Below are 14554 nucleotides of genomic sequence, written 5' to 3'. Positions count from 1 at the left end.
CGCGCGGCCCAGTCAGGAGTAGTCAGTTGAACTGGATCACCAATTACGTACGGCCCCGGATCAATTCCATGCTTGGCCGCCGCCCGGAGGTTCCTGAGAACCTGTGGATCAAGTGCCCGGAAACGGGCGAGATGGTCTTCCACAAGGATCTGGAAGATAACAAGTGGGTCATTCCCGCTTCCGGTTACCACATGAAGATGCCGGCAAAGGCGCGTCTCGTCGATCTTTTCGATGGTGGCGTCTATGAGGCCTTGCCGCAGCCGAAGGTAGCGCAGGATCCGCTGAAGTTCCGCGATTCCAAGAAATACACCGACCGTCTGCGCGACAGCCGCACGAAGACCGAGCAAGAAGATACCATCCTTGCCGGCGTTGGCCTCCTGAAAGGCCTGAAGATCGTTGCCGTTGTGCATGAATTCCAGTTCATGGGCGGTTCTCTCGGCATCGCGGCCGGAGAAGCCATCGTCAAGGCATTCGAGCGCGCCATTTCAGAGCGTTGCCCGCTGGTCATGTTCCCGGCCTCCGGTGGCGCCCGCATGCAGGAAGGCATTCTGTCGCTGATGCAGCTGCCGCGCACCACGGTTGCTGTCAATATGCTGAAAGAAGCAGGCATGCCCTACATCGTGGTTCTGACGAACCCGACGACGGGTGGTGTCACTGCTTCCTACGCCATGCTGGGCGACGTGCATATTGCCGAGCCGGGCGCCGAAATCTGCTTTGCGGGCAAGCGCGTGATCGAACAGACCATTCGCGAAAAGCTGCCTGAAGGCTTCCAGACATCGGAATACCTGCTGGAGCACGGCATGGTGGATATGGTGATCGATCGCCGCGAAATTCCCGATACGCTGGCAAGCCTTCTCAAGATCATGACGAAGGCTCCGGCAGAAGCAAACGCGGTCATTCCGCTTGCGGCTTCGGCCTGACGGAAAAATATGTCGCCCGGAGGCAGGAAGCGCCTTCGGGATGACGTTACACGTTGCATGATTTCATCTCGGGTGCGGCGGACAAATGGCTAATACAACGCCTGAAAGGCGAACAGAAGATATGACGAAGCCCGCAATCGGCGAGGCCGAACAGATCATCGAAAAGCTGATGCAGCTTCACCCCAAGGGTTTTGATCTTTCACTGGACAGAATTTCCCGTCTTCTGGAAAAACTAGGCAGCCCTCAGAAAAGGTTACCGCCGGTTATTCATGTCGCAGGCACCAACGGCAAGGGTTCGGTTACGGCCTTTTGCCGCGCATTACTGGAGGCGGCAGGACTTTCCGTGCACGTTCACACCTCTCCGCATCTCGTGAACTGGCATGAACGTTATCGCATCAGCGTTTCCGGCGAAAAAGGCCGTTATGTCGATGATGCCGTCTTTGCGGATGCGCTGCGCCGCATCGAAGCTGCCAACGGCGGCCAGATGATAACGGTTTTCGAAATTCTGACCGCCGCGATGTTTCTGCTCTTCGCGGAGCATCCGGCAGATGCTGCCGTGGTCGAGGTTGGGCTCGGTGGGCGCTTCGATGCGACCAATGTGATCAACAACCCGGCCGTTTCCGTTATCATGCCGATATCGCTCGATCATCAGGCCTATCTCGGCGACCGGGTGGAACTGATTGCCGCTGAAAAGGCCGGCATCATGAAGTCGGGTTCCCCTGTCGTTATTGGTCATCAGCAGTATGATGCGGCGCTGGATACCCTCGTTTCCACGGCTGAGCGTCTTGGTTGCCCGGCATCAGTCTATGGGCAGGATTTTTCCGCCCATGAAGAATTCGGCCGTATGGTCTACCAGGATGAATTCGGCCTGACCGACGCGCCGCTGCCACGTCTTCCCGGTCGACACCAGCTTGCCAATGCCGCTGCCGCGATCCGGGCCGTCAAGGCTGCCGGTTTTGAGGTGACGGAGCGGATGATCGAAAAGGCCATGACAACAGTGGAATGGCCCGGCCGTCTTCAGCGTGTCCTAACCGGAAAAATCGCTGAAATCGCTCCGAAGGATGCGGAAATCTGGATCGATGGTGGTCACAACCCAGGCGCGGGCGAAGTCATTGCCGAGGCAATGGCGGGGTTTGAAGAAAAGACACCGCGCCCGCTCTTCATCATTGCCGGCATGATCAACACCAAGGATCCGGTGGGCTATTTCAAGGCTTTCGCCGATATCGCGGAGTATGTCTTCACGGTTCCAATCGGCGGTACAGATGCCGCGATCGATCCCGTCGTGCTTGCCCATGCGGCCTTTGATGCCGGTCTGGTTGCGGCGCCTACATCTTCGCTGACCGAGGCGCTGGACGAGCTATCGCGTCGCTTCGATCCCGAAGGGCCGCCGCCGCGCATCCTGATCGGCGGCTCGCTTTATCTTGCCGGAAACGCGCTTGCATTGAACGGTACGGCTCCCGAATAAAAAAGCCCGGCATCGCTGCCGGGCTTTTCTTTATTCCACGGAAAATCGCTTACGCGGCGCCGGAAATCCAGGCCGAAAGCGCTGTCTTGGGCGCAGCGCCGACCTTGATGTCAGCCACTTCGCCGCTCTTGAAGATGGCAAGAGTCGGGATGGAGCGAACGCCGAACTGGGCAGCCAGTTCCGGGTTTTCGTCGATGTTGAGCTTCGCGACCTTGACCTTGCCGGCAAGCTCGGACGAAATTTCTTCGAGGCTCGGCGCGATCATTTTGCACGGGCCGCACCATTCGGCCCAGAAATCCACCACGACTGGTTCGGAGGATTCGAGGACTTCGGACTGGAAGTTGGCGGCGTCGACTTTTACGGTAGCCATATCTGGCTCTCCTTTCAGTGAATCTTTTCCACTATCGATGTGATGCGGGCGCGTCGAAATTTCAATGCCCCGGTATCTCACTTTGTCTTTATTGCGGCAAGGGCTTGCATCATGGCATCGTCACCAACCGCCATAAAAGCGGCATTTTCCGTATAAATCAGCGCGCAGACAAATTCCTTGCCGGGATAAAGCGGTGACAGAATTTCGCGATAGATGGCAAGCTGTGCCGTGTGGGAGAAGGGTATCTCGTGCGCGTCGCGCGGCGGAACTCGGTTCGTCTTGTAATCGACCAGAATGACGCGGTCGCCATCCACTGCCAGCCGGTCGATACGGCCGGAAACCGCATAATGCTGCCTGCCGATCGTCATGGTCCCCATAATGGAAACTTCTGCGCGGCTATTGGGCGAAAATGCCGGCTGTACAGATGGTTCGGACATGACCCGCAAAACCGCCCGTATCAGATGTTCGCGCTCGGCAGACGGCCAGAACCGTGCGGCACGTTCGGCATAACGGCGGGCTGCCTCTTCCCGCTCACTCTCGGCAAAATCCGGCAGGGCCTGCAGCATGCGATGCACCAACCGACCGCGTTGCAATGCCAGCGAGGAGACATCGGCTTTTTCGCCGAAAAGCGGCGAACGCACGGCAAGATCGTCCGCACCGTCATCAATGATGGTGCCCGCGCCGGAAGGGCTGAGTGGCCTCGGCAATGATGGCGGGGCGGGCAAGGGGGTAAGAAGCCCCGCCGGGAGAGCATATTCTTCTTGCGTCTGTGGTTCAGGCAGCCTTTTCGGAGCGGGGGTCGAACGAGCATCGGACTTGCGCCAGACAAGCCCCTGCCACTCTTCACCATCGGCCATAAACTGTTGCGGCTGGCAGTGCTTTTCATTGTCGGCAAGTGCTGCCTTGACGATGGCGTGCCAGCATTCGGGATTTTCCTTCTGGCCGCGATAACCGCAAACGACGAGATGATCGGCGGCACGTGTCATCGCCACATAAAGCAGCCGACGATATTCGTCTTCCGCGGCCGTCTTCAGGCGTTCCTCATCGGCGCGAATGAGATGATTGGAAAAACCGCTGCCAGGCAGCCAGACGGGGAAGGCATCCCCGTCTGCTTCAACGAAGCGCAGTTTCGGGACATGGCTGTGGTTGAAGGCCTTCGAACCGCCATCGACCACAAAAACAACCGGCGCTTCTAGACCCTTGGAGGCGTGCACGGTCATGATCCGCACTTCACCGCGATCCTTGTCCTGTTCGCGTTTCACCTCCGGCGAATCCGTTTCCAGAACGGATAGGAAGGCTTGCAGGCCGGGCAAGCCGGTCCTTTCATGGTCAAGCGCAAAGGACAGGAACTCGTCCAGGACATCGCTCGCCTCGTTGCCGAGACGACCCAGGAACTTTTTGCGCCCGTCATGCAGGGTCAGAACCGCAGCGAAGAAATCATGCACCGTTGCCGTTTTCGAAAGCGCGATGAAGTTCTTGAGCTTGTTGGCGACTGCGAAGAAGCGGCTGTTCTCGTCTTGCGAAAGCGTCTGCAATCTTTGCCACACGCTCTCCGTATCGGATCGTGTGGCAGCGACGTCGAAAACATCGTCTTCGGAGAGATTGAAAAGCGGGCTTTTCAACAGCGCGGCCAGAGAAAGGTCATCCTCAGGCAGCACGACAAAACGGCCAAGCGCCAGAAGGTCCTGCACGGCGATGTGATCGGTCAGGCGAAGACGGTCGGCACCGGCGACTGGAATATTCTTGCGCCGTTTCAGCTCACGGGTCAGCGCATTGACGAAAGCATGGCGTTTTCTGACCAACACAAGAATATCGCCGGGCTCAATAGCGCGTTCCACGCCCTTTTCGACGATTGTCTGGTTGCCGATCATGCCGGCAATGCGCGCGGCGATCCGGCGGGCAACGATGGTGGCCGGCGCGCTTTCCCGAAGTGCATCGAAAGGTGCCGTCCAGTCTTCTTCGTCCTCGGCGGTTTCCGGCGCCACCATATCCCAGACTTCCACGGTGCCGGGGTGGCCGGCGCGGTTGGAGCGGTGTTCGACTGGCTCGTTATCGGCGCTGAGGCCGCTGGCATTTTTAGGGTCCGAAAAGACCTGATCGACGGCGGCCAGCACATCTTCCGTGGAACGGAAGGACAGCGGCAGGCGGATGCGGTGAAATGCCTGCTCCACCGAATCGACACGCCTTTTGGTCTCGTCGCGCTCCTGCGAAAACCGCTCCGGTCGTGCGCCCTGGAACGAATAGATCGATTGCTTTTCATCACCGACGGCAAAAAGCGTGCGCCGCCCCATGCGGGCGCTCTCGCCGCTGAAGAAGTCCGCCGCCAGCGACTGGATGATCGACCATTGCACAGGGCTGGTATCCTGCGCCTCATCGACGAGAATATGGTCGATACCCTGATCTAGCTTGTAATGCACCCAGGCGCCCGCCGTATCGCGGTTGAGGAGATTGGCGGCGCGCTCGATCAGATCCTCAAAATCGAGCTGGCTTCGCTGCTTTTTCAGATCCTCGAAATCGCCGATCAGTCTCTCAGCCAGAACAAGCGCGCATTTCGTCGCCTCCAGCATTCGCACCAGACGATAGCGGTTGCGACAGGCCACGACATGGTCCCGCGCAAGCGTCAGCGCGTCGACGAGATCGGGTGCGGATTTCTGCATGCCCTTGTTGATGACATAGGCATCGGATTTTTTTTCGCCCTTGGCTGTCAAAAGCGCAGCTTCGATGAATTCCATGCGCCGCACGGAATCCGTCTGCCGTTTCGCTTCCCGCAGGGCATAAGCGACATCTATGACGCGCGATCCGCCCACTTCGTCGGCAAGCGTCAGATAGGTATCGAGGGAAAGCCCCGAGAGACCGGGCAAGGGCCAGAATGACGCCGCTGCCGTTTCTTCGGTTTCACCCGCGTCTATCTGCATTGCCTGCCGCAATTGGGCATCGATGCCATCAGCCTGTTTTGCATCGATCAAAAAGGCACGAAGGGCGCTGCGATTGGCGATGATGGCGGTGAGTAGCGATTCGAGCCCGCTTTCGTCCGCCAAATCAAGCACATAAGCGAGAGACTGCGCGAGATCGGTGTCTCCCTCCGTCGAAACCGCCGTTAAAAGCGACCGACGTGCCTCGGCCAGCAGGGTTGTTGCGGCGCGGTCATCAAGGACGGAGAAGTGGCCGGCGACATTGGCCTCCAGCGGGAACTGATGCAACAAGGCTTCGCAGAAGGCGTGGATCGTCTGGATTTTCAGCCCACCGGGCGTTTCCAGCGCCTTGGCGAACAGCCGCCGCGCTTCGGCCAGCTTGATGCGATCCGGCATCTTTCCTTCGATGGCAGCGACGCGATCCCCAAGATCGTTATCCGGCAACGTAGCCCATTCCGCCAGACGGTCGAAAACGCGGCTCGACATTTCGGACGCCGCTGCCTTGGTATAGGTGAGGCACAGAATTGCGGAAGGTCGGCACCCGGCCAGAAGCAGGCGGATGACGCGCTGGGTCAGCACATGGGTCTTGCCGGAGCCGGCATTGGCCGAAACCCAGGCGGAACTTGCCGGATCGGAGGCGAGCCGCTGCCGGTCGCTCGTCCAGTCTATCCAGCTTTGCGGGGTGTCCGTGGCAGGCCCGTGATCGATAGGGTCAATCATCATCGCCGTCTCCCGGTTCTGCCGTCGACCATTCCGAAACGCGGGCGAGGTGGTCATATTCCCCCCCATAGGACTGCTGCTCCTCCGGCACCAGCCGCGAGGCAAAACCGTTCTCGCCATCACGCAGCGAACGCACGAACTTGGCCAGCTGATCGATTGATTCGGTTGCCAGCTCAATTGCCGATTTCGGTGCTTTTTTGCCACCCCGGTTGGAGTGTTCGTTATTCACCTGGTCGGCAAAAAAACGGGTACCCGGCCGCAGGCGCACATAGATAAGGTTTTCCGGTGTCTGCGAACCCGCCTCGCGGAAGGCGCCCCGCATCAGTGCTGCCGCTTCCAGCGCGAGCTGCGGGTCGAGCAGCGCGCGCGCCTGATTGACTGAAGGCGCAAGCCCCGTTTTGTAGTCGATAATATCCGCCTGACCGCCGGTCTTGATATCTATGCGGTCGGCGATGCCGGTCAGCCTTATGCCTGCCTCGGGGATTTCCTGTCCGGCACGCGCCTCGAAAAAGCTGCGGCGGATGGATGGATGTCGTTCTTTCTCCCAGTCGATAAAGGCGCGTGCCACCGCCTCGAATCGCGGGCGCCAGATGACATCGACATGTGCAGGAAGATCTTCCGCGTCGAAACTCTCATCCAGAATACGCTGCATGGCCTCGAGCGATGCCGGTGTGCCGGGAATATGCCCCTCGCGGGAATAGCGCTCAATGATTGCATGATAGAGCGTGCCACGGTCGGCGGCATTGGGATCGCGGTTGAAGCCATCAAGCGGGTTGAGCTTCAGGATACGCCGCGCGTAGATCGAATAGGGGTCACGGCGCAGCCTGCCCACTTCGCTGAAGGAATAGCTCTTCGGCTGCAAGTCGGCCGGCGGTTTGGGGGCAGGGCGCTTTGCTGCTTCCTGGTCGATGGTCGCATCCATCAGGGCTGCCCAGTGGCGATAGGTCTCGCCGCGCTTCTTCAGCTGTTCGGCAAAATCCTCGCCGCCGAGTGCCAGCAATCGCTGCAGCCAGCGCGATGCGACTGCGGGTGTCGAGCCCTGTCTGAGCGCGCGGCTGTAGAAAATCTGCCGTGTCCCGTTCGCCATCTCGAAATCGTGCGCCAGCTGGCCGATGCGCCGCTCCGGCGGTTCCAGACCGATGGCTGTCTTCATGTTGCGGGACAGAAACGGGTTGTTTGCCGTCTGGCCCGGCCAAAGCCCTTCATTGAGACCGCCGATCACGACAGTGTCGACGCTTTGCAGTCGTGCCTCAAGGGCACCGAAAATGAAAATGCGCGGATGGCGCATGGATCGCGGCTTGATCGATTCGCCAGCCACCAGTGCCGCGAAGATATCAGCCCATTGCGGACCATCCGCATCCAGGATTTCGCCGCTTTCCATCAATTCGCCAAACAGGCCGGAAAGCTTGTCGCCTGCCTCGCCGGACCAGAGAGTGGCAAGATCGTTGTTGTCATCCGCGCAGATGGCTTCGATCACCCGGCCCGTCCGCTCGGCCCAATCGGAAAGCGGCAATTTGTCCGTGAAAGACCGGCCTGAGCGGTCGCTACGAACGAATGCGCTGCCAAGCGGCTCTGTCGAAACGGCGATCCGGCGTGCCAGATCGCGCGCGGCGTCTACGCTTCCCTCGGGCAGTGCCAGCCTCCAGGCAGGCGGATGCCGGTCATCACGCTGCGCCGCCAGTTGCGCATCGAGAACCGCCTCCAGATTGCCGATTTCCGTTTCGACGCGGCCGCCTCTAAGTGCGATCAATTCCAGCGCCTTTGATGCTTTTGTAAAAGCCTCCAGCGAAAGCCCGAAACGGCTGAGCGGATGTTTCAGAAGGGAAATGACCGGCACCGGATCTCCGGGCCTGAGGATAGCTTCCAGTGCGAGTTGCGTCAGTCCGGCCTGCGGCGTGGCGGAAAGCGGCGTACCGGCGGAATCGTCGGCTTCGATACCGAAGCGTTGCAATTCCGTCGCCACGCGCCTGGCCAGTCCGCGATCGGGCGTGATCAGCGCGGCCTGAGACGGGCGGCCAGCGCCCGGCGCTTCAAGCGCCAGCCGCAGCGCCACCGCAATTGCGGTTGCCTCTTCGCGCTCGTTTGCAGCTTCTATCAGGGTCGCTGCCGCAAAAGCATCGTCGAAAAATCCGGGTTGCTTGTCCTCACGCCAGCGGTTCCAGTCGCTGGTGGATTTGGCAGGAGCAAGTGCTGCCGAAAAAACCGCCGCGCGTTTTTCAAGATCGCTATCGATAGCGCCAATCTGAACGACATCGTCTCGCATGATATCGAGCTTCTGCAACAGCATGTAGAGTCCGTATTGCGAATGGGTGCGGCTTGAAGGATCGGTAGGGTCCTCGGCAATAGCCTCCCATTGTTCCTCCGGCATCGTAAGATCGAGGCCCGGAAGCACGACGACGCCCTGGGGCAGGGAGGCGACAGAGGCGATAAGGTCTGCTGCTGCCGGAATTGAGCCCGTGGAGCCCGCAACGATGATTGGTCCGGTGTCCGGCAGGTTGGCAAGCCGGTTCGCCTCTGCCCTCAGGATGCCGTTGCGATGTCGGCCTGCGGAAGTTCGATTGAGTTCGGCAAGACGGGCGGGCCAGAACACGCTGGCGATTTTCAGGAAATCCGCCGTCAGCTGCCACCATTGGGCGTGATCGCCGGTATCGAGATGCGCGAGCGCCTCCCATTCTTTTTCTTCCGTATCCATCGCATCGATCACTTCGCCAAGCGCGCGCGCCAGCCATATGGCGTCGGCAGGGCTGGCGGGGGCGACAAGTGGTGAGTCCGAATGGATGGCCCTGATGGCGTCGGGCAGGCTGTTGCGCCATGCCAGAATGAGGCGCGCCAGCTCGATTTGCCGGCCGGTGCCGGAAATCGGCGGCGCCAGATCCATGATCTCAGGATTTTCGATCTCGAAGAAGCCGCTGTCGTCATCGGTTTCGCCGAGCGGCCGGATCAGTGGCAAAATGGCGGAACGGCCGCCCAGAAGATCGACAAACTCTGAGCGCAGCACGCGGGCGGAGCGCCGGGTCGGAACATAGATCGTCACCTTGGCAAGCGAAAGCGGATCCGCAGGGTCGTATTTATAGCCGGCTGTCAGTGTCCCGTCACACAGCGTTTCCGCGAGCGTTTTGAGGAACGGTGTTCCCGCAGCGATCGTCAGGACGCGCTTTGCGTGATGGGTGAAAGTCATGCAGAGCGCTTTTCCCTGTATTGCCGGATGATACTTTCGGCATCGTCTATCGCATCGGGAGTGCCGACGGTTATCCAGTGGCCATCCAGTGAAAGCCCGAAAAGCCGTTCTTTCTCGATGGCGCGGTCGAAATAGATATTCAGGTTGAAAGCATCCCCCGGCGCATCGTCCAGCAGGTGCGAATCCATGGCAATGGCCCCGGCATAAACCACCGGGTTCGTGTCCCCGTCGCGATACCGCGCCAGTCTACCATCCGAAGAGAGGTTGAAATCCCTCTTGCCGTTATGACCGGTGGTACGGTCCATATCGACGCAGAGCATCGCCATATCCATGCGCGTCGCATCGAAGAATTGCGCAAGCTTGCGCAGGTTGCTGACGGCATTCAGCTGTTCGCCAATCCAGAAAAGATCGGCATTCATGACGAAGACGGGGCCTGGCTCCAGAAGTTTCAGGCCCTTGGCAAGCCCGCCACCGGAATTCATCAGCTGCGACCGCTCGTCGGAAATCAAGATTTCGGCGTCGTTACGGGTTTCAAGATGGGCGATCATCTGATCGGCATGGTGATGGACGTTGACGACGATCTTCTCGGCGCCGGCCTCGACAAGGGCGTCGAGCGCGTAGTCGATCATCGGTTTGCCGGCGATCTTGACGAGCGGTTTCGGGGTCGTATCCGTGATCGGGCGCATCCGGGTGCCGAGCCCGGCGGCCAGCACCATCGCGTTCTTGATCGTCATCGTGGTCAACCGTCTTTCAGTCTTTAAAATTCCATGCCCATATGGACGCACCAGTCTTTGAGCGGTGCCAGTTCGGGATGCGAAAGCGCTGCGGAAAGATAGCGAAACGTCCTTGGCATATGTTTCATATAACCGGGTTTTCCATCGCGTTCCAACAGCCTTACCCAGATACCGGCCAGCTTGCAGTTGCGCTGCGCCGACATGATGGCGAAAGCCTTGAGAAAAGACGTCTCATCGAAGGATGGCTCGTCTCGTCTAATGTCGAGATAGTGCGAAAGCAGGCGTTCCTGCAGTTCGGGCGAAATGGTAACCCGCGCATCCTGCACGATGGAGGCGAGATCGTAGGCCGTCGGGCCGATCATCGCGTCTTGAAAATCGATCAGTCCGACTTGCCGGATGCCTGCATTATGCTCTTGCCAGAGAATGTTCGGCGAATGGAAATCGCGCAGAAGTAGCCCGCTTTCGCAGCCACTGAGCGCGTCTATCAGGCCGTCCCAGAGAGCATAATAGTCACGCTTCTCGGTATCGGACAGTGATTTGCCGCGTTTGTGGGGCAGATACCATTCCACCAGCAGCGACACCTCGATCTTCATCGCCGGTCGATCGAAAGGAGGCACTTCGTAGGTGCTGCCGTCACCGACCGGCAGCTTGCGCGGTTCCGGAGATTTGTGAAGGGCGGCGAGGCAGGCGACGCTTTGCAGATAACGTTCCTCAATCGGCGTTCCGTCACGCGCAAGCACCCCATCTCGCCCGAGGTCCTCCAGGAGGAGAATGCCCTGATCGGTATCCGCCGCCAGTATTTCAGGCGCGCAAAAGCCGCTATTTCGCAGATAATTGCCGATCGCCACGAAGGAACGGGCATCCTGGGCAAGATGGGCGATTTCCGCATAGGTCTTGCCGTCAGCAACGATCGCACCTCTCAAAGGGCGTCGCCAGTCCATCAGGATAAGGTCCGGACCATCGGTGGAAATGGTCTCATAGGCGCGTGTGGAAGCATCGCCGCTTAGAAAATGGCGTGTCGCATCGCCCTTGCCATTTTTCGCAAGAAAATCGCGAATGGCAAAAACGCGCTCAAGCCGTGCTTTCTGTTTCTCGGGAGCATCGATTACGGCCAGACGCCCGTCACCGGAGTGCTCCAGCCGCAGGCTGATGGTCTGGTTTGGCGGGAGGATTTCGGCGGCGATATCAGGCCACTCGATCAGGCAGATACCGTCTTCCAGCATCTCGTCGATGCCGAGTTCGTCCAGTTCCGAGACGTCAGACAGTCGGTACAGATCAAGATGGGCAACGGGAATACGTGTTGGATAGGTCTGGATGATCGTGAATGTGGGGCTTGGAACTTCAAGATCAGGTGCATCCGCCATCGCCCGGATGAAGGCGCGGGCGAGAGTGGATTTGCCCGCGCCGAGATCTCCGATCAGCGCGAGGCAATCGCCAGCTCCCAAAGCCAGCGCCAGATCTTCGCCTAACCGGATGGTGTCCTTTTCCCCATTGAGGGAAAGGGTGATCGGCAGGATATCGTCACTCATTCTGCGGCGATGGAATGCGGGTGCACACCCGAAGGAATGCGGCAGGTAACGATTGTGCCGTTGCCGGGCCGGCTGTCGATGCTGACAGTGCCGTGATGCAGGCTGACGAAGCTTTCCACGATAGAAAGGCCAAGGCCAGCGCCGGTCCGCCGCCCGCCGTTGCCGCGCGTCTCGAAGCGGTCAAACACGGCCTTGAGCATGTCTTCGGGGATACCCGGTCCCTTGTCCGCCACCGAGAACAGGAAGTCACCCTCGCTGCGCTGGCATGAAAGTTGAACGGAAGACCCTTCCGGCGCAAAATTGATTGCATTGGTGAGGAGCTTGATGAGGATCTGCTTCAGGCGCTGGTGATCCGCCACCAGACTGCCGAGATGCGCGGGTGCGACGATCTCGAGCGAAATACCGCTTTCCTGTAGCCGGTCGGCAATCTGCACCGAAACGTCATCGAGCAATTCGTTGAGATCGTTTTCCGAATAGTTCAGCTGCATGATGCCAGCATCGACGGTCGCGAGATCGAGGATGTCGTTGACGATGGTCAGAAGAACCGAAGACGAGGTGGAAATATGGTCGAGATATTCCGCCTGCCGGTCCGTCAATTCTCCAATACCCGGGGTCTTCAGGAGATCGGTGAAGCCAATGATATTGGTCAGCGGCGAGCGCAACTCATAAGAGACGTGCTGTACGAAATCGTTCTTCAGCTCGTCGGCCTTGAGCAGTGCGTCGTTCTTTTCCTTGAGCGCCCGCTCGGCCCGCACGCTGTCAGTCATGTTGACGAATGTCAGCATGGTCTGCGCATCCGGCAGCGGAATAATGGCGTAGTCGAGGACCAGGCCGGAGAGTAGTTCCAGCGTTCCCTGTCTCGACGGGCGTTCATCGTCAAAGCTGGTGATGAACTGGCTGAAAGAGCGCCAGCCATCCGGCTTGTCGTAGGATTGCGTGCAGGCGGCCTCCACGGCGCGGATGTGGGTTCCAGTTTCCGCCTGCTCGGCGGTAACGCCCCAGAGGGCCCTGAATGCCGGGTTGGAAAGGCGAATACGTCCGTCCGCACCAAACACGGCGACACCTTCGGCCAGATGGTCGATGGTTTCGCCCTGCACCTTCACCAAGGTGTTGTAACGCATCTGCAGATCGACCTGTTCGGTCAGGTTCTCGAAGACCCATGTCGCGCCACCCTGCGGGTGGGCGGTCGCGATAACCCGCAACGTCTGGCCGTTGGGCAGGTGCCACAGATCGGTCTTGGTATCGAGAGAGCGGTAAACGGAGAGTGCCGTCTCTTTCCAGTTTTTCCAGTTCAGCTGCTCGGGCAATTTGCCGGCGGTGCGCAGCCTGTCGAGAAGCTCGGAATTATCGGGGCCGGATTCCAGAAAAACCAGATCGAAGCCCCACAGGGTGGCAAAGGCCTGATTGTAGAATTGCAGCCGCTGCCGGCCGTCGAAAATGGCGACGGGCGTTGCGAGATGATCCAGCGTTTCGGCGTGGCTTTTCAGAACCCGCTTCATTTCCTCGCGGGTGGTTTCCGCTTCGGTGGCATCGATGGCGATGCCTGCAGAACCGCCCGCCGTCTTGATATCCACAACGTCGAAGAAGGTACGGTTTCCTGAAACCACCGTCGAAATGCGATCATGGTAGGGGGAGCTCGGCGTCGCGGCCGCACGTATCTTCTGCCGGGTAACGGTGTTCAGAAGCTCGCGTTTCTCCTGAATGGTCTGTTCGGCATCGCGCGCATCCACAGCGTGCGCATAGGCGTGGTTCACCCATATGAGTTCGCCTTCGCCATTGCGCCGCCAGACGGGCTGTTCGATCGAATCGAGAAGTTCCTGAAAGGTGGAGACCGAGGCGATCAGGCGCTCGCGCTCCACCTGCAATTCGGCCAGTTCGGCGCGCAGGTTGTTGAGGGCGACGAAACGCGCGAAGGCATTGCCGCCGGAAACCCGGCCTTGAACTTCAATGACTTCGCCGCGCTGCGTCTCGATGGTCAGATCGAAACTCTGTGCGTGGCTGCGAAGTTTTTCGAGGGATTTTTCAAGCTGGCTCGCGGATGATGGCTTCAGCCAGCGCCCGAAGGCCAGAAAATCGTGATCCGCCTGCGGTGCGCCCGTCTCTACGGGCAGCTGCCCCAGAAATTCGGGGCGATTGTCCACGCCGTCCCAGATGACGATGCGCCGGCTCTTGTCGGAGATAAGCGCCTCGTATTTCGCGATCTTGTGGTGGGATTCTGCCAGCGCCTTGCGGTATTCACCGCTCTCCGCCTCGATATTACCGCGCTGGCGCACCAGCCAGACGACGGAAAACAGCGTTGCCGAAAGCATGCCGACAAAAAGCGAATAGGTGATGGTTTCTCCGGATGAAAACAGCCGCGCTCCGGTCTTTGCGACAAGACCGTCCTGCGCCAGCGCCACATTTGCAGAGCCGGCGAGAACCGTGCCGGACATCAGGACGGGAAGCCGTGAAAAGCCTGTCCGCACAGCACTGATCGCCAGCCGGCAACGCGCCATGGCCGCGCCCAATGCCACGCCAGCATGCGTGTTTTCAACGCGTTGAACTGTCTGCTCGCGCAGATCCGAATTGTGAACCGTCATCCCCGGTCTGTCTCCGTCCTATGTGCCGCATCTTCGACAAGACATCCCATTTCGTCCCCGCCGCCCTTTGGCGTGTCCGAATCAAGTTCGATGACAATACCGTCTTCATAAATTTGCGGAAAGGGAGCGCGCAAAAAAGATGCCGCG

The 14554-nt window shown here is 59.4% G+C and carries 8 protein-coding genes; 2 read left to right on the top strand and 6 right to left on the bottom strand.

All coding sequences use genetic code 11. From position 1 onward, the window contains the following. The first annotated feature begins 26 nt into the window (after positions 1–26). Together accD and T18_RS14370 are read left to right on the top strand one after the other, a co-directional pair. Positions 27–920, top strand: coding sequence for an acetyl-CoA carboxylase, carboxyltransferase subunit beta (gene accD / locus T18_RS14375; RefSeq protein ID WP_013635186.1), 894 nt, complete (start codon positions 27–29; stop codon positions 918–920). A gap of 85 nt (positions 921–1005) precedes the next feature. Then, complete coding sequence (locus T18_RS14370) at positions 1006–2385, top strand: bifunctional folylpolyglutamate synthase/dihydrofolate synthase (protein ID WP_173865424.1); 1380 nt, start codon at positions 1006–1008, stop codon at positions 2383–2385. 49 nt (positions 2386–2434) lie between these two features. Here T18_RS14370 and trxA read toward each other — a convergent pair whose 3' ends face one another. The 6 genes from trxA to T18_RS14340 form a co-directional block, all read right to left on the bottom strand. Beyond that, positions 2435–2755 carry a thioredoxin gene (trxA, locus tag T18_RS14365; protein WP_003516334.1) on the bottom strand — a complete coding sequence of 107 codons (321 nt, stop codon included), beginning with the start codon at positions 2753–2755 and terminating at the stop codon, positions 2435–2437. Positions 2756–2832: 77 nt separating this feature from the next. After that, a complete protein-coding gene (addA, locus tag T18_RS14360; RefSeq protein WP_038489237.1) occupies positions 2833–6390 on the bottom strand; it encodes a double-strand break repair helicase AddA in 3558 nt (1185 codons plus the stop codon). Further along, positions 6380–9565, bottom strand: coding sequence for a double-strand break repair protein AddB (gene addB / locus T18_RS14355; protein WP_038489240.1), 3186 nt, complete (start codon positions 9563–9565; stop codon positions 6380–6382). The genes addA and addB overlap by 11 nt, the downstream gene beginning before the upstream one ends. Further along, the gene (locus T18_RS14350; protein ID WP_038489243.1) at positions 9562–10299 is read right to left on the bottom strand and encodes a nucleotidyltransferase family protein; all 738 of its coding nucleotides are present in this window, start codon (positions 10297–10299) and stop codon (positions 9562–9564) included. Before T18_RS14350 ends, addB begins: the two co-directional genes overlap by 4 nt. Positions 10300–10322: 23 nt before the next feature. Then, complete coding sequence (gene tsaE / locus T18_RS14345) at positions 10323–11828, bottom strand: tRNA (adenosine(37)-N6)-threonylcarbamoyltransferase complex ATPase subunit type 1 TsaE (protein WP_038489246.1); 1506 nt, start codon at positions 11826–11828, stop codon at positions 10323–10325. Then, a complete protein-coding gene (locus tag T18_RS14340) occupies positions 11825–14407 on the bottom strand; it encodes a sensor histidine kinase (protein WP_038489250.1) in 2583 nt (860 codons plus the stop codon). Before T18_RS14340 ends, tsaE begins: the two co-directional genes overlap by 4 nt. Positions 14408–14554 lie beyond the last annotated feature (147 nt).

The organism is Rhizobium sp. TBD182, from assembly GCF_001950375.1.
GTDB lineage: Bacteria > Pseudomonadota > Alphaproteobacteria > Rhizobiales > Rhizobiaceae > Agrobacterium > Agrobacterium tumefaciens.
The sequence above is the reverse complement of the archived record's forward strand: the minus strand, read 5'-3'. Positions and strand labels throughout refer to the sequence as shown.

Coding starts and splice junctions, on each gene's coding strand:
- addB (WP_038489240.1), bottom strand. CDS start 9,565: ATGACTTTCACCCATCACGCAAAGCGCGTCCTGACGATCGCTGCGGGA.
- addA (WP_038489237.1), bottom strand. CDS start 6,390: ATGATGATTGACCCTATCGATCACGGGCCTGCCACGGACACCCCGCAA.
- T18_RS14370 (WP_173865424.1), top strand. CDS start 1,006: ATGGCTAATACAACGCCTGAAAGGCGAACAGAAGATATGACGAAGCCC.
- trxA (WP_003516334.1), bottom strand. CDS start 2,755: ATGGCTACCGTAAAAGTCGACGCCGCCAACTTCCAGTCCGAAGTCCTC.
- tsaE (WP_038489246.1), bottom strand. CDS start 11,828: ATGAGTGACGATATCCTGCCGATCACCCTTTCCCTCAATGGGGAAAAG.
- T18_RS14350 (WP_038489243.1), bottom strand. CDS start 10,299: ATGACGATCAAGAACGCGATGGTGCTGGCCGCCGGGCTCGGCACCCGG.
- T18_RS14340 (WP_038489250.1), bottom strand. CDS start 14,407: ATGACGGTTCACAATTCGGATCTGCGCGAGCAGACAGTTCAACGCGTT.